This is a genomic window from Streptococcus sp. LPB0220 (assembly GCF_008727815.1).
Classification (GTDB): domain Bacteria; phylum Bacillota; class Bacilli; order Lactobacillales; family Streptococcaceae; genus Streptococcus.
The window spans coordinates 394,098-417,501 of record NZ_CP044230.1 but is presented as its reverse complement, the minus strand read 5'-3'; the positions used below and the strand labels follow the sequence as shown (position 1 = coordinate 417,501).

At 42.2% G+C, this 23,404-nt stretch carries 28 protein-coding genes and 2 tRNA genes; all 30 read right to left on the bottom strand.

The features are described 5' to 3' along the window. Positions 1-87: 87 nt before the first annotated feature. Positions 88-687 (bottom strand): response regulator transcription factor, encoded by a 600-nt coding sequence (locus LPB220_RS02275; protein ID WP_150905366.1) that lies wholly within the window; start codon positions 685-687, stop codon positions 88-90. Position 688: 1 nt separating this feature from the next. After that, complete coding sequence (locus tag LPB220_RS02270) at positions 689-1,414, bottom strand: sensor histidine kinase (protein WP_225305924.1); 726 nt, start codon at positions 1,412-1,414, stop codon at positions 689-691. A 368-nt stretch (positions 1,415-1,782) separates the two neighbouring features. Then, on the bottom strand, positions 1,783-2,523 hold the full coding sequence (locus LPB220_RS02265) for an ABC transporter permease (protein WP_150905362.1): 741 nt from the start codon (positions 2,521-2,523) through the stop codon (positions 1,783-1,785). Then, positions 2,492-3,409, bottom strand: coding sequence for an ABC transporter ATP-binding protein (locus LPB220_RS02260; protein ID WP_150905360.1), 918 nt, complete (start codon positions 3,407-3,409; stop codon positions 2,492-2,494). Before LPB220_RS02260 ends, LPB220_RS02265 begins: the two co-directional genes overlap by 32 nt. Then, positions 3,396-3,593 carry a hypothetical protein gene (locus LPB220_RS02255; RefSeq protein WP_150905358.1) on the bottom strand — a complete coding sequence of 66 codons (198 nt, stop codon included), beginning with the start codon at positions 3,591-3,593 and terminating at the stop codon, positions 3,396-3,398. The genes LPB220_RS02260 and LPB220_RS02255 overlap by 14 nt, the downstream gene beginning before the upstream one ends. Continuing rightward, positions 3,590-3,781 carry a hypothetical protein gene (locus tag LPB220_RS02250; RefSeq protein ID WP_014712940.1) on the bottom strand — a complete coding sequence of 64 codons (192 nt, stop codon included), beginning with the start codon at positions 3,779-3,781 and terminating at the stop codon, positions 3,590-3,592. Before LPB220_RS02250 ends, LPB220_RS02255 begins: the two co-directional genes overlap by 4 nt. A gap of 135 nt (positions 3,782-3,916) precedes the next feature. Then, on the bottom strand, positions 3,917-4,471 hold the full coding sequence (locus LPB220_RS02245; RefSeq protein WP_070449821.1) for an SP0191 family lipoprotein: 555 nt from the start codon (positions 4,469-4,471) through the stop codon (positions 3,917-3,919). A gap of 284 nt (positions 4,472-4,755) precedes the next feature. Then, positions 4,756-6,420, bottom strand: coding sequence for a DAK2 domain-containing protein (locus LPB220_RS02240; RefSeq protein WP_150905356.1), 1,665 nt, complete (start codon positions 6,418-6,420; stop codon positions 4,756-4,758). A 2-nt stretch (positions 6,421-6,422) separates the two neighbouring features. Next, positions 6,423-6,788: an Asp23/Gls24 family envelope stress response protein gene (locus LPB220_RS02235; RefSeq protein WP_003004393.1), complete on the bottom strand. Its 366-nt coding sequence runs from the start codon at positions 6,786-6,788 to the stop codon at positions 6,423-6,425. 142 nt (positions 6,789-6,930) lie between these two features. Continuing rightward, a complete protein-coding gene (gene rpmB, locus LPB220_RS02230; protein ID WP_001140948.1) occupies positions 6,931-7,119 on the bottom strand; it encodes a 50S ribosomal protein L28 in 189 nt (62 codons plus the stop codon). Between the two features lie 118 nt (positions 7,120-7,237). Next, positions 7,238-7,933 carry a LiaF transmembrane domain-containing protein gene (locus LPB220_RS02225; RefSeq protein ID WP_150905354.1) on the bottom strand — a complete coding sequence of 232 codons (696 nt, stop codon included), beginning with the start codon at positions 7,931-7,933 and terminating at the stop codon, positions 7,238-7,240. Positions 7,934-7,937: 4 nt separating this feature from the next. Beyond that, positions 7,938-8,384 (bottom strand): LytTR family DNA-binding domain-containing protein, encoded by a 447-nt coding sequence (locus LPB220_RS02220; protein ID WP_003004160.1) that lies wholly within the window; start codon positions 8,382-8,384, stop codon positions 7,938-7,940. A gap of 300 nt (positions 8,385-8,684) precedes the next feature. Next, complete coding sequence (locus LPB220_RS02210; RefSeq protein ID WP_191904624.1) at positions 8,685-8,996, bottom strand: LiaF transmembrane domain-containing protein; 312 nt, start codon at positions 8,994-8,996, stop codon at positions 8,685-8,687. Positions 8,997-9,192: 196 nt separating this feature from the next. Beyond that, positions 9,193-9,265 (bottom strand) — tRNA-Thr (locus LPB220_RS02205). A 46-nt stretch (positions 9,266-9,311) separates the two neighbouring features. Continuing rightward, positions 9,312-9,773: a GNAT family N-acetyltransferase gene (locus LPB220_RS02200; RefSeq protein WP_150906781.1), complete on the bottom strand. Its 462-nt coding sequence runs from the start codon at positions 9,771-9,773 to the stop codon at positions 9,312-9,314. Positions 9,774-9,811: 38 nt separating this feature from the next. After that, positions 9,812-10,597: an ABC transporter permease gene (locus tag LPB220_RS02195; RefSeq protein WP_003004561.1), complete on the bottom strand. Its 786-nt coding sequence runs from the start codon at positions 10,595-10,597 to the stop codon at positions 9,812-9,814. Position 10,598: 1 nt separating this feature from the next. Then, positions 10,599-11,417 carry an ABC transporter permease gene (locus LPB220_RS02190; RefSeq protein ID WP_003017344.1) on the bottom strand — a complete coding sequence of 273 codons (819 nt, stop codon included), beginning with the start codon at positions 11,415-11,417 and terminating at the stop codon, positions 10,599-10,601. Position 11,418: 1 nt separating this feature from the next. Continuing rightward, complete coding sequence (locus LPB220_RS02185; protein ID WP_013904684.1) at positions 11,419-12,411, bottom strand: ATP-binding cassette domain-containing protein; 993 nt, start codon at positions 12,409-12,411, stop codon at positions 11,419-11,421. Between the two features lie 359 nt (positions 12,412-12,770). Beyond that, complete coding sequence (locus LPB220_RS02175) at positions 12,771-13,709, bottom strand: alpha/beta fold hydrolase (RefSeq protein WP_150905350.1); 939 nt, start codon at positions 13,707-13,709, stop codon at positions 12,771-12,773. Between the two features lie 83 nt (positions 13,710-13,792). Then, positions 13,793-14,674 carry a class II fructose-bisphosphate aldolase gene (locus LPB220_RS02170; protein ID WP_003004573.1) on the bottom strand — a complete coding sequence of 294 codons (882 nt, stop codon included), beginning with the start codon at positions 14,672-14,674 and terminating at the stop codon, positions 13,793-13,795. Positions 14,675-14,865: 191 nt separating this feature from the next. Further along, positions 14,866-15,318: a hypothetical protein gene (locus LPB220_RS02165; RefSeq protein ID WP_150905348.1), complete on the bottom strand. Its 453-nt coding sequence runs from the start codon at positions 15,316-15,318 to the stop codon at positions 14,866-14,868. Between the two features lie 81 nt (positions 15,319-15,399). Next, positions 15,400-15,485 (bottom strand) — tRNA-Leu (locus tag LPB220_RS02160). A gap of 124 nt (positions 15,486-15,609) precedes the next feature. After that, the gene (locus tag LPB220_RS02155; RefSeq protein ID WP_003004055.1) at positions 15,610-17,223 is read right to left on the bottom strand and encodes a CTP synthase; all 1,614 of its coding nucleotides are present in this window, start codon (positions 17,221-17,223) and stop codon (positions 15,610-15,612) included. A 173-nt stretch (positions 17,224-17,396) separates the two neighbouring features. Further along, positions 17,397-18,092: a B3/4 domain-containing protein gene (locus LPB220_RS02150; protein WP_150905346.1), complete on the bottom strand. Its 696-nt coding sequence runs from the start codon at positions 18,090-18,092 to the stop codon at positions 17,397-17,399. Positions 18,093-18,479: 387 nt separating this feature from the next. Beyond that, positions 18,480-19,064, bottom strand: a complete 585-nt coding sequence (gene rpoE, locus LPB220_RS02145) for a DNA-directed RNA polymerase subunit delta (protein WP_021154455.1) — start codon at positions 19,062-19,064, stop codon at positions 18,480-18,482. 370 nt (positions 19,065-19,434) lie between these two features. After that, complete coding sequence (tig, locus tag LPB220_RS02140; RefSeq protein ID WP_003004508.1) at positions 19,435-20,718, bottom strand: trigger factor; 1,284 nt, start codon at positions 20,716-20,718, stop codon at positions 19,435-19,437. A 128-nt stretch (positions 20,719-20,846) separates the two neighbouring features. Next, positions 20,847-21,410 carry a TIGR01440 family protein gene (locus tag LPB220_RS02135; RefSeq protein WP_150905343.1) on the bottom strand — a complete coding sequence of 188 codons (564 nt, stop codon included), beginning with the start codon at positions 21,408-21,410 and terminating at the stop codon, positions 20,847-20,849. 3 nt (positions 21,411-21,413) lie between these two features. Then, a complete protein-coding gene (locus LPB220_RS02130; RefSeq protein ID WP_150905340.1) occupies positions 21,414-21,884 on the bottom strand; it encodes an ECF transporter S component in 471 nt (156 codons plus the stop codon). Further along, the gene (locus tag LPB220_RS02125) at positions 21,874-22,635 is read right to left on the bottom strand and encodes a bifunctional hydroxymethylpyrimidine kinase/phosphomethylpyrimidine kinase (RefSeq protein WP_150905337.1); all 762 of its coding nucleotides are present in this window, start codon (positions 22,633-22,635) and stop codon (positions 21,874-21,876) included. The genes LPB220_RS02130 and LPB220_RS02125 overlap by 11 nt, the downstream gene beginning before the upstream one ends. Then, positions 22,628-23,374: a tRNA pseudouridine(38-40) synthase TruA gene (gene truA / locus LPB220_RS02120; RefSeq protein WP_003004657.1), complete on the bottom strand. Its 747-nt coding sequence runs from the start codon at positions 23,372-23,374 to the stop codon at positions 22,628-22,630. The genes LPB220_RS02125 and truA overlap by 8 nt, the downstream gene beginning before the upstream one ends. Positions 23,375-23,404 lie beyond the last annotated feature (30 nt).

The following is a 23,404-nucleotide window of genomic DNA, read 5'->3' as shown; positions in this document are numbered from 1 at the left end:
ATCCAAATCCGAATGATGAGAGTTTTTCTAAAAATGCTAGGTCTATCAGAAAAAAAGTCTCTAGGAAACCCTAGAAACTTTTCTTCCTTATAACCAACCCTTTTCTTGGGCAATTTTTGCCGCCTCAGTCCGGTTTTCCGCATCCAACTTGGTCAGAATGGCTGACATATAATTGCGGATGGTCCCGTTTGAGAGGAATAAGCGATCAGCAATTTCTTGGTTAGAAGCCCCTTTTGCGACTTCTTTTAAAACTGCCTTTTCTTGAGGGCTTAGAGGATTGGGATGGGTCAAGATCCCTTCCATTAATTCAGGCGAATATTCTTTTTGCCCTGCTAAAACTGCATGAAGAGTCGCCATCAAATCCGTAATGCGGCGTTCTTTTAAGACATAGGCATCCACTCCAGCCTTGAGGGCCCGCTCAAAATAGCCCGGTCGCTTAAAGGTGGTAACGATGACGACCTTGAGCTGGGGTTGTTGACTTTTAGCCCATTCCAACACTTCTAACCCTGTTTTGATGGGCATTTCGATATCTAAAATCGCAATATCGACTGGATGTGTTTCGAGTAAATGAATAGCCTCTTGCCCATCGCCAGCCTGCAAGACATCTTCCACATCCTCTTGTAGGAGCAAGAGCTGGCAGAGCGCATCGCGCAACATACTTTGGTCTTCAGCAACTAATAAGCGCATCTTATTTCCTTTCTTGATAGGGGATCCGTATTTCTATCCGGGTCGGCTTGTGTTGATGACTGATCTCCAGCTCTCCTCCCAACAAGGCAATCCGTTCGCGAATCGAGTGCAGGTCTTTATCGGAGACTGTGGCAAAGCCGATGCCATTATCTTCTGCGACCATTTCCACACCTGTCTCGGTGGAGCGATAAGAGAGAAGGGCCTGCGTCGCTTTAGCGTGTTTGATCATATTGGTAGCTAATTCCAGAGATACCATGGCCAGAGTAGATTCTAGAATCGGCGAGATGCTGGCTGTATCAAGCTCATTTTGAATCTCAACTTTGATTTGAGCCACTTCCAGCATTTGCTTGACGGTTTCTAGCTCTCTTGCCAGGGTTCGCTGCTTCAAGTTCTCGACAATCTCTCGGACTTGGTGCATGGACTCTTGACTGATGGCTTGAATCTCTTGCACCTGCTCCTGGGCCTTCTCAACCTGACCCAATGCTAAGAATTGATCAGCTAGGTCCGCCTTGACACTGAGCATGGCAAAGGTGTGTCCTAGACTGTCATGCAGATCACGGCCAATCCGATGGCGCTCGTTTTCTGCCAACAAGAGATTGATCTGGGCGTTTTGCTTGGCATGGTCAGCTTTCAACTCTTCCATCATCTCCATCCGGACCATACTAAAGGTCATAACCGCGATAAACAAAGAGACGATCAGGACAAAAAGCCAATCATTTTCTCTCATCTCCCTATTAAATAACAAGGCTCCCAAAAGGATCAGTTGTGATAAAAAGGCCGTCCAAAGAAAGGGAGAGCGAAAATTGTGGACTCTAAAACGATAAACTAAAATATTGCTTAGATAATAGTAAAACCAACAAAAACCTGTCCCAACATATAAGGTATTTCCACCTATGTAAGCCAAAAGATACATCCAAAATATCCAGGTCAGTGTCCTATTTTCAGTAATGAGGATTCCAAGATAGCTCACCATAAAAAAGAGAGCTAAAAAGGAATGCCACCAAGGAATTTGCCCTAAGAAAATAGAAGCAAAGGGAAAGACCATAAAGATTAGGCCTACGTAAAACATATGGTGAATATGTTTGAGTTTTTCAATCATGAACGAACCTCAGAATGACGACGATAGATGATAACAAGGGCAAACAAGACCAGGGTAAACAAGGTTAAATAGACACTCGCAAAGACATTGACCTGCCCCTTGTTTAAAAAGGTCTTGATCAGTTCCATCAATTGATAGGTTGGCAGGCATTTGCCAATGGCTTGCATCCATTCTGGAAAGAGGCTAATGGGCATCCAAAGGCCACCCATGACAGCCAGCCCCATGTAAAGGAGATTGCCCGCGACCGACATCAATTGACTAGAAGGAAGCAGGGTCAAAACGAGGCCGATCGCTACAAAAGCTAGGCTTCCTAGGATGAGAATAAAGGCCGACAAGACCCAATCCTGGAGGGGCATGTCCACATGGCGCACCACATGGCCCACGGTAAAGACAACTCCAATCGATAGAAGAAAATCGACAAAGAGACCCACAACCTTTATTAAATAATATTCTACCATAGATACGGGGGTATGGCGCAAGACTTTTTGCCAATTGTTGAGTCGATCGGTTTCAAGAACTGTTGGAAAAGAAAAGATAGCCGTAGACATCATAGAAAATGCCGTCATGGAGAGGAGATAATCCCTCATAAAGTGAGCGGGTGCCCCTGGTGTGTCCTGGTACATCCCTGAAAAGAAGAGATAAAAGGCCGTAGGCATCCCAATTGATAACAAGTAATAAATGGCTTGGCGTTTAGTTAAATGCCACTCAACCACGCCAAGAGCTTTCATGCGTTTCATCTTCTCTACCTACTTCCTTTGTATTTTCAAAAATAGAATCCAATAAACTTCTATTGGTCACTTCAATCTCTTGGATTGAACAGCTTTCTTCTTGCAATCGCCTCCACAAACGATTGGCGTCCCGTGTCACAACCTGAAGGGCATCGGGTTTAATGACCACTTGACCAATGTCTTCCATCTCTGCCACTAGAGCTTGGTAGCGCAAAGGCAAGGTAAAATGTTTTTCTACCTCTTCGCTTCTCATAGCTAGTGGAGTCGTATCCCGAAGCAAATGCCCCTGATGCAAGACCAAAATTCGATCGGCTGTGTGCTCTACTTCCTCGATGTAATGGGAAGAATAGACAATAGTTACACCTTGGTCCTTTAAATGCCCGACGATTTCCCAAAAGCGTTGGCGAGTGGACGTATCCATTCCCGCAGTTGGCTCGTCCAAAAACAAAAGACTCGGACAACCAATCAAGGTTAGAACAAAGGATAAGAGGCGCTTTTGACCACCAGACAACTTACTAGCCAATTGCTTCTTTTGTTCCAGACTGAATCGCAATAGATCATCAATTTCTTCCCATGTTAAGGGGTTGGGATAAATAGAGCGAAAGAAGTTGATCAGTTCCTGCACGGTTAGCTTTTGCACGATGGCATTCTCTTGAGGGAGATAAGAGACACTAGCCTTTAACTGAGGATGACCAGGAGCTTTTCCCTCTACTTCAATAGTTCCAGAAGTCGCCTTCCTATCTCCCAGCAGACAGTTCATCAAGGTTGTTTTCCCAGCTCCGTTTGGTCCAATCAAGGCCAGACAATCCCCTCTCTCCACTGTGAAAGAAAGATCTTCTAGGATCACCTTTCCTTTGATACTTTTGTTCAAGTTCTCTACTCTAATGACACTCATGAGACTCTCCTTTCAACCAGATTTGACCAGCTGGAATGATGACAAAGACGACCAAGGTCACTCCCCAAACTGTTTGGAAAAACCAGCTAGGAAAATGGGCAGAAAACCAGCCCGTCATCATCTCAGTTGCCCAAAGGAGCAAACACAAAACAGCTACCAATCCAATTTCAAACTTCTTTTTCATTGCTCCATCTCCTTTTTAACAGCCTTGATCATTTTCAATCCTTCTTGAACCGCCCAGCTCATGATGCCAATCCCAGCAAATAATTCCCAAGGAAAATGGTAATAGAGACTATCATCCTTTGAAAAGATCAAATAGACGACCATCCCCACCACTGTTAACGTAAACACTTTATAGAACCATTGTTTCATTTTTCCTTACCTCTTACTTTCTGACTATATTATAGCGAAAGAAAATAACAGCCACTAGATAATTTTGTCACTCGCTCACATGACAAAAGTCACTAAAAAAAGCCAAGTGACTTCACTCGACTTTTTCTATTCTTCTTACTGACCTTCTTCTTTCATACCATGCAGTTTCAAGGCCTTGACCAAGGCATCTGCCTTCATGTTTTTCAAATCATTGAGACCAGCATCTTTGAAGTAAGAAATTTCTTCAAGAGACTTGGCGTCAATTTGGTTGAGGTCAATCACACTGGTTGAGAGCAATTTTTTTTCTGGTGTGACTGTGTATTCCAAACTAAAACCGGGAACGGTTTTTAGCTTCTTGTAGTCTTCATTTTGCTCCAGCAAAGCTTGAATGGCTGCTGTAAGTTCTTCAGGTGACTTCTCTGCTGCGATAGTTCTAAGTTGTTGGGGCAGATCAGCTGTCACTTCGATACGAAGGTTTTCAACCTTATCTCCCTTAGATTTGATGATATCCCGGTGTTTTGTTCCATTGATATCTCCTACTAAGGTTGTGGTTTTTTCTTCATTTTTTACTTCTTTTTTAACAGTGGAACTGCTAGATGAGCTAGCGGTTGTAGTTTTCTTCGTTTGGGATTGCGAACAACCAGTCAATACCAAAATGGCTAGCCCAAGGGTTACAAAAAATTTCTTCATTTTTATAACTCTCCTTTCACATACTGATACCAGTATAACATATCGCGTCTTTCTTGTCTAAAAACTCCACTGCTCAAACCATTTCCCCCTCTTTTCAAGCTCTTCCATTTGAATAAAAAACTGATGAATGTGAGACTTTTTGCAGAAACCTCTTTTTCTCACGAATAAAGCTTCCGTGTAGGGGTCACTTCAATCTCAATTCCTCTGAATCACGCTGATTTCATAGGGAATCTCCTCGTTTTTCTATATACAAAAAAAGGTTCCGAAAGGAACCTTCTGTTCAATTATTCTACACTAAACAAGTATGGGTAGACAGGTTGGCCACCTTGGTGGATTTCTACTTCTACATCTTCGTATTTTTCAGCAAGGGCTTGGGCCAATTCATTTGCCAACTCCTCACTTCCGTCTTCACCGACATAGATGGTCACAATTTCACTGTCTTCATCCAACATATGAGCGAATGTTTCTTCCAAGGTTTCCATCATATCTGGGTTTGAAACAACGATTTTGCCATCGACCATTCCAAGATTATCATTTTCATGGATTTCAAGCCCATCAATAGTGGTATCGCGAACCGCTGTTGTCACACTACCAGACACAACATCGCCCAATGAAGCGCTCATGCGTTCGTAGTTTTCTTCGATTGATTTGCTTTCATCAAAGGCAAGAAGACTAGTCAATCCTTGAGGGATGGTCTTGGTCTCAACAACTGCTGCAGGTTGCTCAATCACTTCTGCTGCAGATTGAGCGGCCATCAAGATATTTTTGTTGTTTGGCAAGATAATGATGTTGCGCGCATTCAACTCTTCAACTGCTTTGACAAAGTCTTCTGTCGATGGGTTCATGGTTTGACCACCAGAGATGATGTAATCAACTCCTTGCGCTTTAAAGATATCAGCCAATCCATCACCAGCAACTACTGCGATGATGGCATATTCTTTTTCTTCAACTGGTTTGGCTTGACGTTCTTCTTTTTCAACTTGCGCTTCGTGTTGGTTACGCATGTTGTCGACTTTCACCTTGACCAAGCTTCCGTACTTAAGACCTTCTTGCATGACAAGACCTGGATCTTCTGTATGGACGTGAACTTTGACAATCTCATCGTCATTCACCACCAATAGAGAATCCCCAAGGTTGTTCAAATAGTTACGGAATTCATCATAATCGAAGTCTTTGACATAGGTTGGACCTTGTTTCAAAGCGACCATGATTTCTGTACAGTAACCAAACTTGATGTCTTCAGTTGCGACATGGCCAGCGACTGACTTGTGGTGTTCTGCATTGATCATTTCTGACATGGTTGCAGGTGTTGCTTGGAACTCTTCAGAAGCGATGAATTCACCTGTCAAGGCTGACAAGAATCCTTCATAGATGAAGACCAACCCTTGACCACCAGAGTCTACCACGCCAACTTCTTTCAAGACTGGCAACATATCTGGAGTCTTCGCAAGAGCAGTTTTAGCTCCTTCAAGAGCGGCACGCATAACTTCTACTGCATCGTTGGTAGATTCTGCTTTTTTCTTAGCCCCGATGGCTGCTCCACGAGAAACCGTCAAAATGGTTCCTTCAACCGGCTTCATAACGGCTTTATAAGCAACTTCTACCCCAGATTGGAAGGCTGCTGCAAGTGCTGCTCCATCCAATTCTTCTTTGTCTTTGACACTTTGAGAAAATCCGCGGAACAATTGAGAAGTGATGACTCCTGAGTTCCCACGCGCACCCATCAAGAGACCTTTAGCGAAGATCCCTGCTGCTTCTCCAACAGTTGATGCAGAACGGTCAGATACTTCTTTGGCCCCATTTTCGATGGTCATTCCCATATTGGTTCCTGTATCTCCATCTGGTACAGGAAAGACGTTCAAAGAGTTTACATATTCCGCTTGTTTATTTAAGCGCGTAGACCCCGCTTGAACCATTTCTTGAAATAAACTTGTAGTAATATTAGCCACGATTATTCTCCCACAATCTTGATATTTTGAATATAGACATTCACAGTATCCGTAGTGATTCCAAGTTGATTTTCCAAACTAAATTTCACACGTTCTTGAATATTTTTTGAGACTTCGCTAATCTTTGTTCCATAGCTCAAAACAGTGTAAACATCAACTGCGATAGTTCCTGCTTCCGTTGTTTTGACAACAACACCTTTAGAGAAGTTTTCTTTCCCTAGGAGGGCTTGGAAATTATCTTTGATCGCATTTTTGCTGGCCATTCCAACCACACCGAATATCTCAGTAGCAGCACCGCCTACAACAGTTGCGATAACCTCATCAGTCAATTCAATTTGACCGTCCTTTGTATTGATTTTTACTGTCATAATTTCTACCTCAAAAGTATTTTATATTCTATTTTACCATAAAAGAGATCAACTGTAAAAGGGTAGGGACTATTCTTCTCCCACTGTGACAGCTGTCTCTAGAGAAAAAGAAAAGAACCTCTATGAGGTTCTATATTCTTTATTAAACGCGTTCTACTTTACCAGATTTCAATGCACGAGCTGAAGCCCAAACTTTTTTAGGTTTACCATCGATAAGGACAGTTACTTTTTGAAGGTTTGGTTTTACGGCACGTTTTGTTTGGTTCATAGCGTGTGAACGGTTGTTACCTGATACAGTCTTACGACCTGTGAAATAACATACTTTAGCCATTTCTGTGTTTCCTCCTATTAGATCTAATATAACGGATGTGCTAGCACCACATACCGTACTATATTACCAAAAAAAATCTCTCTTGGCAAGCTTTTGGCCAAAGTTTTTCATTTCCGACTTAAGAAAACGAATTCGCTCCCACATAGATAATTTCCAGATTTCCTAAGGAGACATCGCCTGTAATGTAGAAATCCTTGCTAGTAAGAGCACTTGGATTTTCCTGATGTTGGATCGCTGAGAGGGAATTATCCACATGAACATGGACACGCCAATCACTTGGTACATAGAGACTCAAACTTCCAAGGGAAACATCGACAACAAACTGGGCTGACGGACCTTCGATGCGGCAATTGTCAAAATAAACCGAAGCTTCTCCCATACTCACATCTGCACTTCCGTGAGTAAAGTGTTGGTCATTGAGATACTTTGTCACTGTTGAAAAAGTGACATCGATGTCATTGCTATCCGACTTATTCATGGATCCAGCAGAATAGGAAGCTAGGCGGGCTTTTGTTTTCTTAGAGGGTTTAAACAAAATATTGAGCCCAATCACTGCGAGAATCGAGGAAAGGATGACAACTGAATTGGACACCGGAAGGAAATGGTATTGCCCATTGAGACAAAAGAGGGCTAAAAGTCCATAGATGAAGCCCCAACCAAAATGGCGTTTTAAGAAACTAGAGAGGGATAGGACGGCAAGCAAGGTAACCCAAGCTAAGGTCCAGATGCTAATGTCCCATTTTACAAAATAGCCTTGTAAAAGGAGTAAGGCTGCTAAAAGGATTAAGAATACTCCAATTAATTTTTTTCTCATGATATTACCTCATTTCATTTAGTCGTTCTTTTAAGAGTTGATAGTAGCGTCTAGATACATGAACCTGCTTATGGGTCTGATAGAAATTGACCGTGCTGGTCCCTGAAAAAGACTTTTCCAGAGAATAGATCTGCTTTGCGTTGACAATGGTGGATTTGGATATCCGACAAAAAGCGATGGGAAGCAGCTCCTCCAACTCGTAGAGCTTCTGCTTGACCTCATAGGCCTCGTCCTTGGTGTGTCCAAAAATCTTCTCCCCATCCGTCTCAAAAAAGAGGATCGATGCCACATCCAGAAAATACTCACTTCGATCCTTGTAGAAGGCTAAAGGAGCGACTTTTTGTTCTAGGATTCTCTCTTGCAGCTGGGTCAACTCCGGGGTCAAGCGCGGAGCTCGAATCAAGATCTCAGGCTCATCCATTGATGGATCCAATTCGATTCTAACTTTCATAAAACTCCTTTCCCAACGTTTTGATAGTACCATTATAACAGCTGTTGAAAACAAAACAAGGGCTTTTCAGTAAGTGGCACGTTTTCCCCATCAAGAGGTAGTTTTTGAGAAGTAAAAAAGAGAGTGGGACAGAAATCGGTAATTCGTTAGAATTCGATTTCGTCGTCCCACCTCCGCACAGTTGAGTAGGGCTGTAAAAGCTGATGAAATCAGCGTAGTAGAGCCCACTCAACCACTGCGTCTTGCTCGACAATCCAAAGACAATTGAGAGGCTAGGACTTTTATCCCAGCCTCCTTTCTTTATTTATTACTTACCTTATCCGGTAAAAGAAAACTAAGACCTACGCAAGCAAGCACACCTGCTGTGATGACCAAGCCATTTGAGACCGGTAAAAGATCGTAAATCGCATTTGCGATCATCAGCGCAATCAAGGCACAAATAACACTTGCCTTGTAATCTTTTTTCAAGAGATTTTCAAGAGTAAAGAAAGCAAATAAGAGAACGGGAAATAAAGGCCAGATATTCACATCGATCTTTGGAAAGCCAACCATTCCCATTATCACAACCGCAAAAGCAGCAAGAATCAATGAAAGTCCAAGTAATTTTTTCATCATATACCTCGTTTTCAATATTCGGAAGTTTTTTTCCTTTGATGATTCTATGATAACAGAGAGCCCCTAAGGCAACAAGGACTTTTGACTAAGTGGTCAAAAATGGCGCCTATGCGGTCAAAAAAAGGAGCGAGACCGAACGAATATGTGATCACCATCATTCGTCGTCTTGTTCCTTTAAAGCAGTTTCTTCCTATGCCGATTGCAGGGATCGAACCTGTGACCTACGCGTTACGAGTGCGTTGCTCTACCAACTGAGCTAAATCGGCGATTACCTTCTTAGTATAGCACTCTGATAGCGGATGTCAAGCACTTTTAGTTGATCTTTTTAATCAGAATCTGACATGGATTCTGTGGATCCCATAAAGATGGAAAAATCTCTAACTTTTTAAATCCAACACTACGATAAAAGACATTGGTTCGATCGTAGTTCTTATTAGAACCTTCTGCTACAGTTTTTACTTGTAGATAATCAACAGTTTTAGCAGTCTCTGATTCTAAGGTAAAAAGCAACTGACTGCCAACCCCTTGCCCTTGAAAGTTTTTCTTCACTCCGAGACAGTCAATTTCAGCACAATCTTCACTCGAATATGATAAACTTATAAACCCTACTACATCACTTTCTTGATAAGCAGCCCAAACTCGTAAATCCTTAGCTCCTTCAATGTAGGCTTGCGTGCTTTCTGGTATTCCAAACCATTCTGGCAAATCCCTTAAAATCTCAGCGACAACTGCCATTTTTTGATCTTCACCCTTGACTTCTTTAATTACAAACATCATAAGTTCCTTTCTTGATTTTAGTCTTACTTTACCTCTTACGAACCAGCACTTTCGTAGGCATCCAATCCCCTGTTCCAAAGTTTGAGGGAAATAACAAAGAAAACAAGGGAAATCAGAATCAAACCACCAATATTAAAGAGTCCATCCTTGTCCTGCAAGAAATAGCTGGCAGGATAGTAGGCCGTAAAGGCAAAAGGTACAATAAAGCTAATTAACCAACGAAGGAGCGAATTGTAAATAGAAATAGGATACTTGGCAAAATCATTAAACATATAGAAAATGTAAATCATGGCACCTGACTGCTTGGTCCAAAAAGCGATGCTGGCTGTAGCAATTTTCAAGGAAGTATAAATCAAGGTCGCAAAAGGAATACAAACTAGAAAAATCAGGAATTTTGGAAGAGTCCAAGCAATGCTAGTCGCCGTTGTCGCTAGTAAAATTCCACCGACCAAAAGTTCACCCAAGGCATCAATCTGAAAGGTCTCAACGAGGATGTGAAAGAGAGGATTGATAGGACGAGTCAGATACTTGTCAAACTCCCCTTTTCGAACTAGTCGTTGACCTAAAGCCCAGAGATTGTCAAAAAAGAGATGATCTAGTCCCTTTGGAATTAAGGAAAATCCATAGATAAAGGCAATTTCTTGAAAAGTCCAACCTTCTAGGGAGGGAATGTGTTGAAAGATGACATTGAGAAACAAGAGGTTCAGGCCTTGAGTCAGAAAGACTCCCAACACACCAACCACAAAATCTACCTTGTATTCCATGATTTGCTTGATGTACTGTCTGATAAAAATCAGATGCATGCGTTGATATTTTTTCATACTAACCTCCCTGAATGGTGATAAATGACTGGACTCGTTTCCAAATCAACTGAGACAAGCCCACCATCACTATAAGCCAGAAAAGCTGAAGCAAAAGTGCTTGAAGAATCTGACTAGCATCGTATTTCCCAACAATAATCATGACCGGAGTGTAAATTAAGGATGAGAAAGGTAAGAAGGACAGAATATCTGAAATGACCTTTGGAAAGAAAGCCAAGGGAATCAAACTCCCAGACATAAAGGCCACTATGGAAGTCTTAAGTAGGTTGGAACCCCAAAGATTTTTAAATACAAAGGCTGAAAATCCAAAGCAGATATTAAAGAAAAAGTTAATCAGATAGGCCAGTGTTAAGCTAAAAAGATAAAGGGTAGTTAGTCCCAGCACTTCTACAATCCCTTGCCCAGATAAGATTTTCATCAAAACAATGACACTTAAAAACGGCAGTCCAACAGAGATAAAAATCAACCACTTGGAACCAAGCTCCGTAAATAGGTAAGAAGCCGCAAAATGCACTGGTCGCAACAAGCGCATGATAATGGAACCATCCTTGACCTCATCACCAATCATAAAGGAAGAATCCGACCTAGTCAGAAGATTAGTCACAAAACTCATGATGATGTAGAGGGTGATATCCGCCATACTGAAGCCCTGAATCAAAGGCTCCTGGGAAGAATCAAAGACAGCCTTCCATAGATAAAAAGCCACAAAAGCACCCATGACATCGCCAATCCGATAAAGAATAAAGTTGACTCGATAGCTAATCAACTCCTGAATCCCTGCATTGATAAAGGGTTTATAACGTCTCCACAATTTGACCATCTTAGAGCTCCTTTCGATAGAAGCGACGGATAATATCTTCAATATCCGTATCTACCATCTTCAAATCACGGACCTCAAAATCAGATAAGGTTTGCTTGATAATATCGGCCGACTGGTAGCGGGAACTATCGAATTCAATATTGAGAGTATTTCCTTGTCTATCAATGGACATATCAGGCAAACCCTCATAATGAGAGACTAGATGATTTTGACCTGGCGTCAGGTCAAAGGAGAGAGTCTTCATCTTTCCAAAGGTCTCCTTGAGCTGGCTAACCGTTCCATCAAAAATCTCTTGCCCCTTATCAATCATAAAAATCCGATCACAGAGTTGCTCAATATCACTCAGGTCGTGAGTGGTCAGGAGAATAGTAGTTTCTTCCTCTTGATTGATCTGGGTAATGGCCCGACGAATGTTATCCTTGACCGACACATCCAAACCAATAGTCGGCTCATCTAAAAAGAGAACTTTGGGATTGTGAAGCAAGGAAGCCGCAATATCCGCCCGCATCCGTTGACCTAGTGAAAGAGTCCGCACAGGATCCTTGATAAATTCCTTCAAATCCAAAACTTCATTCAAAAAGTCCATGCGCTTATGGAAAAGCGAGTCCGGTACATCATAGATCTCTTTCAAAACCGTGTAGGTCTCTTGCAGAGCCAAATCCCACCATAGCTGGGTGCGTTGTCCGAAAACGACTCCAATATCCTTGACATAATCTTGGCGATTGTCCTGTGGAATCTTGCCGTTAATCCGACAAAAGCCAGATGTGGGCTTCAAAATTCCTGTCAGCATTTTGATGGTGGTTGACTTCCCAGCACCATTTGCCCCGATAAATCCTAAAATCTGCCCTTTTGGAACTTCAAAAGTTAAATCCTTGACCGCTTCAAAGGTCTGCTTTTCAGGATGAATAAAGGAGCGTAAGGCTCCCTTTAACCCCGGCTCCTTAACTGTCTTCACAAAATTTTTCCGAAGATGTTGCACTTCTATCATTGCCATATCTATCTCCCTATCGTAAGAAGCAACATTGTATTTTTGACTACAAATATTCTAAATCCTTACTTTCTACACTTTCTCAATATTATTACAGAAGGCTTTATACCAACCTATTATAATCTAATAAAAATAGGAATGCAAGCGTTTGCTTATTGATTATGAAATGAGAGATTTCTCTCTTAAAATGAAACTTTTAATCAAAAATTCTGTTAAATAGTTTCCTTAAGACACCAAAAAAACCACCCTCACGGGCAGGTTTATTGTTAAGAAAAAGAATTTTTTTAATCGAAAAAATTAACGATTCTACTGTTAATCCTTCAGCATTTAATTATTACCATCAGTCTCAATGGATTTTTAAGTCCTCAATTATTCTCTAAAAATTCTTTAATGCGAGAAACAATAGCATTGCTTTGATAATGATAGAGGTCGTGAGGCACATCCATATAGACGACTTGAACATTAGACTGGTCGCTTGCAAATCTCTCTGCATAACGTTGCCACTCTGATTGGCTAAAGGTCGTGCCTTCACCGTTAGAAACCAGGAGTAAGGCTGGAATTTTCGGATTAATGCTAGATGGAACTTTCTTGGCATTTTCCTTTGCCAAACGGGATTCATGAAGCATGGCTTGTGACATCAACTGCTTATATGCTAGTAATTTATATTGTTGTCGTTCAGTTTCAGTCAAAGTTGGATTTTTAATATAAAAGGACTCAGGGAAATAGCGTAATAAGCCAATCTTACTGCTCCAATAAGCTACAGTAAGCAAGGCCTGATTATCCTTTAAATCCTCATAACTTGCTGGTAATGCCCAATCCAGGCCAACCAAGGCTTTCACTTCATCAGGATACTTTTCCTGCCAAGCAAGGCTCTCCAGGCTAGCCATTGAATGAGAAACAATCACATAAGGCCCCGAAACTTCGGCTTGAGACAAAGCTTGACGGGTCTCAGAAAGAACCGTCATCACATCTCTTGATTGATCACTATCTTCACTAAAACCATAGCCAGCCCGCTCTACGACGACTACTTTGTATTTTTTGGATAGGGAATCTGTTAGATTCTTAAAGTCTAATATAGGTGAAGCAATACCTGCACCTGAAAGAAATACTATCGTTTCAGATCCTTCTCCTTTAACAGAGACGTTCATTCGATGTCCATTGACCGTGACCTGTTGACCAATGGGAGTGAGTAGCTTACTTTCTCTTCGCAAACTGAATTGATGAAAGATAAATGTAGCACCTAAAAAGAGCAAAAGAAAAACAAAAACGATCCAGCTCCACTGTTTGAATTTTTTCATAGCCATATTGTACAAAAATTAAATCCCGGAAGCAACCTTCCCATACAAAAAAACAAGATCCACATGAGACCTTGCTTTCCTGTTTTTAATTAAGCTTTGCCTTCTGAACCGAATACGTCGATACGTTCTTCAACAGCTGCTGTAATTGCTTCGAAACCTGGTTTCAAGAATTTACGTGGGTCGAAGAGTTTCTTCTTGTCGTATTCTGCTTCGTTTGCATCATATTCACGTACGAATTGACGAGTAGCATTTGCAAATGCGATTTGGCATTCAGTGTTCACGTTAACTTTCGCAACACCAAGTTTGATCGCTGCTTGGATTTGATCATCAGGGATACCTGATCCACCGTGCAATACGATTGGGAATCCTGGAACAGCTTCAGTCAATTTTTGCAAGTGGTCAAGGTGAAGACCTTTCCAGTTTGCTGGGTAAGGACCGTGGATGTTACCGATACCTGCAGCCAAGAAGTCGATTCCTGTAGCAACCATTGCTTTAGCATCTTCGATTGGTGCCAATTCACCATCACCGATGATACCGTCTTCTTCACCACCGATAGTACCAACTTCAGCTTCTACTGAGATACCTTTAGCATGAGCTTTTTCAACGACATCTTTCGCCAATTTAAGGTTTTCTTCAACTGGAAGGTGTGAACCGTCAAACATGATTGAAGTGTAACCAGCTTCGATACACTCAAGAGCATCGTCGTAGTGACCATGGTCAAGGTGAATAGCAACTGGTACAGTAATACCCATTGATTCTACAAGGTTTTCAATAAGGGCTTTACATACTTTGTAACCACCCATGTATTTAGCAGCACCCATAGAAGTTTGGATAAGTACTGGAGCTTTCTTAGCTTCTGCTGCACGCAAGATAGCTTGAGTCCACTCAAGGTTGTTTGTGTTAAATCCACCAACTGCATAACCATTGTCACGAGCTGCTTGGACAAATTTTTCTGCTGAAACGATTGCCATTTGTTATAGGCCTCCTATAAATTTTTGTGGGGCTAATCCCACTTACATTGTTTATTTTATCACTTTTTAGATGAAATTGCTAGCTTTTCCTGTAGCTTTAAGCGATTTCTTCCGATAAATAGGACGGAATCTCCTATCTCCTAAGACTCTCATCCTAGCAAACAAGTAAAAGAAGGGGACTTACACCCCCTTCAATTCTCTTCTTTAAATTTTTTTAATGAAAGGAGAAAGGCAATCCCGCAAATCATAAGGGATACCGATGCAACCCATTGAGAATAGAAATAAGCGGCAAATAACTGACTGTCGGTAAACATTTTTCCAAGAAGTCCGTTTAGCAATTCCTCAAGAAAGGGAATATTCTCACACACAGCAAGGATTGAGGCAAGAAAGAGTATACTGCCTGCTATCAGAAAAAGATGAAGAATCCATTTTTTGATTCTTTTTTCATCTCTGAGCAGATACTTAGAAGCAATCGTCACTAAAAAAATGAAAACATTCCATATGTTTAAGGCGATAAAATATCTAAAAGTATCCTTGTATGCGCCTATCGCCATAGCTAAAATCAGGATAGGACCGAAAAAATTAATGGCACTTCCCAATAGTGCAAAGAGGCCATCGGCCAAAACCAGATACTTCTTCTTCATGTTCTCACCTCATCTCACACCTATTCTACCACAAAGAAATTTGAAAACAAAAAAAAGATAGCCGAAGCTATCTTGATCCGATGCGGAGAGAGGGACTTGAACCCTCACGACCTAAAGCGGTCACAGGATCCTTAGTCCTGCGCGTCTGCCAATTCCGCCATCCCCGCGATTGAGTACTTTACTAGTATATCAATCAACGACTTTTTTGTCAAGATTTTTTTCAAACTTTTTTCAGAGTTTGTCATTTTTTCACAAAAAGGGAGCAGGTCCTTCGACCTGCTCCCTTGATTTTTATTTGCTATCGTGGTTTTCAACTGCCGCTGTGATAAAGGCTGTGTAAAGTCCTTCTGGGCGGTTTGGACGGCTTGACAATTCTGGGTGGTATTGGCAAGCAACAAAGAATTTGTTTTCTGGGATTTCAACGATTTCGACCAAACGGTTGTCTGGTGAAACGCCTGAGAAGACAAATCCTGCTTCTTCGAACTGTTCACGGAAAGCATTGTTAAACTCATAACGGTGACGGTGGCGACGTTGTACCACTTCTTGATTGTCATAGGCAGCGGCTGCTTTTGATCCTCGTTTGAGTTTAGATGGGTAAAGACCGAGACGGAGCGTTCCTCCCATGTCTTCCACATCAATTTGGTCCCGCATGATATCGATAATTGGATACTTGGTTTCTGGATCCAATTCGGATGAATTGGCCCCTTCCAAGCCTAAAACGTGACGGGCAAATTCGATACAGGTTAACTGCATACCCAAGCAGACACCCAACATTGGGACGTCTTGTTCACGCGCATACTTGATGGCTTGAATTTTTCCTTCTGTTCCCCGTTGACCAAAACCACCTGGGACAATGATCCCATCCGCATCTCCAAGGAGTTCTGCCACATTTTCAGCTGTCACATCATTGGCATTGACCCAATTAATCTTGACCTCTGCATCATTGGCATACCCTGAGTGCTTCAAGGCCTCAACGACAGAAATGTAGGCATCTTGCAATTCTACGTATTTTCCAACCAAGGAAATCTTGACCTGCTTCTTGAGGTTCATGACCTTGTCGACCATTGCAGACCATTCTGTCATATCTGCTGCAGGAACATCCAATTTCAAATGGTCACAAACGATTTGGTCCATATTTTGTGCTTGCAAGTTCAATGGGATTTGGTACAAATGTTCCACATCAAGTGACTCGATGACAGCTTCTGGTGCCACATCACAGAATTGAGCCAACTTGTTCTTAATTCCTTGACCAGCTGGTTTTTCTGTACGGATGACCAACATATTTGGTTGAATTCCAAGACCACGCAATTCTTTCACAGAGTGTTGGGTCGGCTTGGTTTTCATTTCTCCCGCAGCCTTCAAGTAAGGAAGAAGAGTCGTGTGGATGTACATAACGTTTTCAGCACCAACATCTGCCTTCATTTGACGAAGAGCTTCAAGGAATGGAAGGGACTCAATATCTCCAACTGTTCCCCCGACTTCTGTGATGATGACATCTGAATCCGTCGTCGTCGCTGCTCGTTTGATCTTTTCTTTCAAGGCATCTGTAATATGAGGAATCACCTGTACCGTCGCACCCAGGTATTCTCCACGACGCTCCTTACGAAGGACTTCGCTATAAATTTTCCCTGTTGTCACATTTGAGTACTTATTCAAATTGATATCAATAAAGCGTTCATAGTGACCAAGGTCCAAGTCTGTCTCTGCGCCATCGTCTGTGACAAATACTTCCCCGTGTTGGTAAGGGCTCATCGTCCCTGGATCGATATTGATATAAGGGTCAAATTTTTGGATCGTCACTTTCAATCCACGATTTTTGAGCAAGCGACCAAGACTTGCTGCGACAATCCCTTTCCCGATGGATGATACGACACCACCCGTGACAAAAATATATTTTGTTGACATGTGCTTTCCTCTTCTTCTAATGTTGTAGAGGCCATTCCTCTTTGCAGAAAAAACAAAAATAGCTCCCTAATCCTTAGGGAGCTCCGACCTCAAAATGAGGTGCCCGAACAATATCTTACCGCAAATGGATTACTTTGTCAAATTGAAAATTTCATGAAAATGATTTTCGCTGTTTACACGACCTTTTCCACTCCATTTTGTGTGACGAGAAATTTCTCAAATTGAAGCTGAGGCATGCAAAGAGCAAGGTCCTTGTGGATTCGTTCTAGCGCTTCTAAACGCATCTCGACTGACGTCTCGGTATTTCCTTGGATGACAAAGAGGGCGTTTTGCGTAGTCTCCTCAAATTTGTAATGGTCACTATCGCGTACATCCAACCAAGCCAGAACTCCTTTTTGATCCCGGTAGACAGGATCTGTCGGTGCGACATGTTTTTCACTAGAAAGGATAGGGAGGAAGAGATCGTCTCTTTGACTCACTGTAAATTCAATCGGTCCCTCAATCTTATCTAGGTCATGTCCTCCAATTGCGAGAAAGGACTTCAGAGATTCGACATTATAGATATCGATGATGCTATTGATCTGAGGAAGAGCTCCTCGATGCTGGATGTTTCGGATGAGAGCAAGGACTGTTGGTGGATTTTTCTTGATGCTACGCCCTACTTTTTGCAAGAGGTCTGTATAGCCTTTGACGACAGGGGATGCCGCTACTTCTTCTGTCTGACACTGGAGCGCCCATTGTTCAACTGCTTTCTTCTTTTCAAGAAAAGAAGGGGGCAAGACTGCTTGGGGATCCACATTTCTAGCAATTCCGACCACAACCGTATCAATACCAAGAGCTACTAAACTTTGATCTAAACGAAAGTCCATCTGAACACCTCCTATTTGGGAAATACTTACATGTTCATTATACTCTAACTTGCCACCGTTTTCAATGCAAACAAAAAGAAACAAGGAACAATTGTTTTTTTTCAGAAGATAGATAAACTATTTTTATTGACATATAAGTCAATAAATTACTTGCAAACCATCCTCTACTTTTGAAAAATCAAAGGATATTCTGAAACTTTCCGCCGTGAGAAAAGTGCCTGAAACTTCATAGCTTCAGGCACTCGGAATTATTGAGACTTAAGGCTCAATAATTAGTCATGGAACTTCGTAGAAGTTCGCTGACGTCCGTACTCACCTAAGGAAAGTTTCTGGGAAAACTTCGTCTTCAATAAAAAAACAAGGAACAATTTCCTTGTTTCATATGATTTATTCTTCTTCCTCGTCTTCAGAATCCTCTTCTTCGTCGTCTTCTTCGCTTAATTCAACTTCCTCACCCAAATCATCTGGTACGATTTCATTGATTTCAGCATCGTAAGCTTCGACTTCACTCTTTTCATCGTCTGGATTTTCTTCATCATATGAAAGAGCTGGATCTGCTTCGTAAACTTCTTCGTCTTCTGGATCGTCGTCGTTGTAGTCGATCGCATCCTCGTCTCCATCCATGAAGGCATTGACACGTTTTTTCTTCCGTTTCTTAGGAGCTTCATCTTCGTCTGTTTCTTCAAGAGCGATGATTTCTTCGTCAACTTCATCGATGGCATACCATGAACGAAGACCCCATTTGTTATCTCCAAGTGGGATAAAGCTTCCATCTACATTCAATTCTGTGTAGAACAATGGAAGAGCTTCACGGATCTCGCTGTTTGATTTTTCAAGGTAATTTTGAATTTCATTTACAAGATCGCTAAAGTACATTTCATGGTCACGTCCGCGTAATTCTAAAATCGCACGCGCCACTTCAATCATAGAAAGTTCACTTTTTTCTTGTCCAGCAAATACTTCTAATTCCAAGGGTAAATCTCCTTATGTTTCATTTCCTAAATGGAGAAGGATCCGGTCTTAAACCTCATCCTATCCTCAATGATAGATTAAAAACTTCTCGTCACTAAATCTATCACGCATTTTATCGTTACACTCTATTGTACGATAAATTTCCCCTTTCGTCAAAGGAAAATTCCAGGATTCTCCATGAAATCAGAAAAGGGAGTGGGAAAGAACTCCAACTAGTTAAAAAGAGTTCGTTTTCCCACCCCCGCACAGTTGATTAGGTCATCTTTGGAGCTTAAAGGCGAACAAAGATGCCAATCAACCACTGCGTCATACAGTTATTTCTATCAAACATCAAAGGCTGGACAGTTGTTGCCCAGCCTTTTTATCTCAATTATTTTACTTTTGCTGTGCTTGTGATTACGTTCACTGCTTTCTTCACTGTGATGTCATGTTTCAACATTTCTGGTGAAAGAAGGTTGCGAACTTGTTCAACTGGCATGTTGTAATCTGCTGCCAATTGTTCGATTTCAGCGTTGATTTCTTCTTCAGTTGCTTCGAAGCCTTCTGCTTTCGCTACTGCTTCAACCACAAGGTTTGTCTTCGTACGGCTTTCAGCTTCTGCTTCGTATTGTTTGTGAAGATCTTCTTGAGTTGTTCCAGTGATTTGGAAGTACATTTCAGGTGAGATACCTTGACGTTGCATGTTTCCAAGGAACTCGTTGATTGAACGGTGTACTTCTTCGTGGATCATTTCTTCTGGAAGGTCAACGATTTCAGCGTTTTCAACTGCAAGATCGATTGCTGCTGCTTCTACTGCATCGTTGTATGCTTCTTCTTTAGCTGCTGCCAATTCTTTGCGGTATTTTTCTTTCAATTCGTCAAGAGTTTCAACTTCTTCGTCGATGTCTTTTGCCAATTCATCGTCAAGAGCTGGTACTTCTTTTGCTTTTACTTCGTGGATAGTTGTCACGAATTTCGCTTCTTTACCTGCAAGGTCAGCTGCTTGGTAGTCTTCTGGGAATGTTACGATCACATCAACTGTTTCACCAGCAGAGTGTCCAACCAATTGGTCTTCGAAACCTGGGATGAATTGACCTGAACCAAGTCCAAGTGAGAAGTTGTCACCTTTACCACCGTCGAATTCAACACCGTCGATAGAACCTACGAAGTCGATCACAACTGTGTCACCTTCTGCTGCAGCACCTTCTTTAACAACCAATTCAGCCAAGTTGTTGCGTTCGCGTTCGATACGAGCATCCACATCAGCGTCTGTTACTTCTTTAGAAACTTCTACTGATACTTCAAGGTCTTTGTAAGCACCCAATTTTACTTCAGGTTTTGTTACAACAGCTGCTGTCAATGTCCAGTCTTGACCTTTTTCCATAGATACAACATCGAAAGTTGGTTGTGCTACCACTTCGATTCCAGCTTCTTTAACAGCTGCTTCATATGCTGCTGGAAGAAGATCGTTCAAAGCATCTTGGTAAAGTGCTTCTTCACCAAAACGTTGGTTGAAGATTGGACGTGGAATATGACCTTTACGGAATCCAGGTACGTTCAAAGTTTTCTTAACTGACTCAAACACACGGTCCAAAGCAGGTTTGATTTGCTCTTGGCTGATTGTGAAAGTCAATACACCGTGGTTAGTTTCTTTGTTTTCAAATGATACAGACATTCTGTCTCTCCTTAAAATAATATAGTCATTCCTTATAATTTTACCACAAAACTTTGAAATTGCAAGTTTTAAAACGTTTTTGCCTCTCTTTTCATCCAAAAAAACTAGCCCTTAAAAGCTAGTTCTATTTATGATTTTCGGATAGGATCATCTAGGTAGAGAGCACGGGCGCCACCGATCAATTTTGGGCGACTGGCGAGGGCTGTGACATGGGCTCCACCTAGTTCACGCAAGATAGGGCGAATTGGAACTTGCACGTGTTTGACATGCATCCCTACTGAGGTATCTCCAATGTCTAACCCCGCTTGAGCTGTGATGAATTCCACTTCAACAGGATCCTTAAAATACTTGAAAGCTGCGAGTTGTCCGGCCCCTCCTGCATGGAGACTCGGAAGGACATTGACGATTTCTAGCTCCTTCTTGTCCGCCAATTCTCTTTCGACCACCAAGGCGCGATTGAGATGCTCACATCCTTGTACCGCCAGATAAATCCCTCTTGGATTCAACTCATCTAGCAAGGTCTGGACAATAGCTTCAGCAATGTCGATGTTGGAGGCCTTTCCAATTTGCCCTCCTGCAACTTCACTTGAAGACATCCCGAGGACTAGGAGCTGTCCTTGGTGGAGACGGCTTTTTTCCAAGACATCTACCAAGATTTCTTTTGTATCCTTCTTCAGTTGCTCCAGATCCATGAATTAGCTTCCTTTCTTTTGAAATGCATAATAGACCACATAGCCTAAAGCCATTCCAACAAAATTCTGGGCGAGGTTATTCGGAATGTCCGAGATAGCAGCACCCCAACCATTGCCTAAAAAGAGGGCAGAAGCTAGTGCGTAACCGCCTACCATCACGACTGTCGCAAGGAGCAAGCCTAGGTAACGAGCTTTGCCCTTGAAGCCAGCGAAATAGCCTTGTCCCCCGTGAAAGAGGAGGCTAAAGAACATCCACTGAGGATAGCCTGAAATCAAATCCAATAAGAAGGCTCCGACACCACCTACAATAGCACCTTCCTTGCGTCCAAAATAGAAGGCTGTGAAATAAACTCCAAGATCTAGCAGGGTGACGATCCCTGTAGGAGTTGGAAGTTTTGTATAGTAGCCGAATACAACTGTCAAGGCTGTCAAAATGGAAAGGCGGGCAATGAGTTGAGTTCGATTAGAGGTCATATTGTACTACTCCATACTGGTCTGAATGTTGAATCGCTTGGAAGACAAAGTCTTTAGAGACTTTAACAGCTTCAAGCGGTGATTTCCCTTTTACCAACTGGCTGGAAATGCTAGACGCAAAGGTACAACCAGCTCCTGTATTGTTCTTTTCTAAGACTGGCTCTTCAATAACAGTGAAGTCTGTCCCATCATAAAAGACATCGATGGCTTTTTCCTTGTTAAGACGATTGCCCCCTTTGACCACGACAGTCGCTGCTCCTAATTCATGGAGCTTACGAGCAGCCTCTTTCATATCATCGAGCGATTCAATCTTGCTTTGGGTCAAGATCTCAGCTTCTGGCAAGTTCGGCGTGATGATCGTCACATAAGGGAAGAACTTAATCAATTCATCTCGAAGAGCTGAAACTTCTACATCATGGCTTTCCTTGCAGACCAAGACAGGATCTAGTACCACAGGGATCTCCGCATGGGCTTTGACATAGTCCAAGGCTAAGTCTGCCACTTCAACATTTGGCAAAAGACCGAGTTTAATAGCAGAAAAAGGAACATCCTTGAGAGAGTTGAGCTGTTGAGCAAAGGTCGTCGGATCCACCGGAATCACTTCAAAACCGTGCTCCGTCATAGCGGTCAAACAAGTCACCGCTACAAAACCATGCTGTTTGTTAGTCGTATAAGTTGCAAGGTCTGCGTGAAGACCTCCCCCACTAAAAATATCATTTCCTGAAATAGCTAGAATCAATTCATTACTCATAACGGATCTCCTTTAAATATAAGCCATTTGGCGCTGCTGTAGGACCTGCTAGATTGCGGTCCTTCTTTTCTAAAATTAGATCGATCTGCTCGATCGGCATCCGATCATTTCCAATCTTCAACAAAGTTCCCACCATATTGCGGATTTGCTTGTAGAGAAAACCATTGCCCGAAAAGGTAAAGACAAGGCGATGATGTTCTGCATCCTCGACCAAGCGAGCCTCTGTAATCGTACGAACCTTGTCTTCCACACTGGTTCCTGAAGCTGTGAAACCGGTGAAATCATGGGTTCCCTCCAACTTTTGGATGGCTGCTTGCATCTTTTCCACATCCAAAGGATAAGGATAGTGGGTGGCATAGTGGCGCATCATGGGGTTCTTGGGACGACCATAATCCACGATAAATTCATAGGTCTTGCTGTGCTTCTTGTAGCGTGAGTGAAAGTCATCTTCTACTTGCTCCACTCGGATGAAATCAATATCCTCTGGGGTTTGGGTATCGAGGGCAAAGCGAAGCTTCTCCTCGTCCCGCGCTTGGGGGAGATCAAAATGAATCACCTGGCCAAGAGCATGGACACCGGAATCCGTTCGCCCCGCTCCATGAACGGTAACAGGGGTTCCTTGATTGAGGCGCGTCAAGGTCTTCTCGATTTCCTCTTGCACACTACGGGCATGCGGTTGGCGTTGAAACCCTGCAAACAAGGTCCCGTCATATGAAATGGTTGCTTTGTATCGTGTCATGGTTTTATTTTAGCAGGATATAGAAGGGGT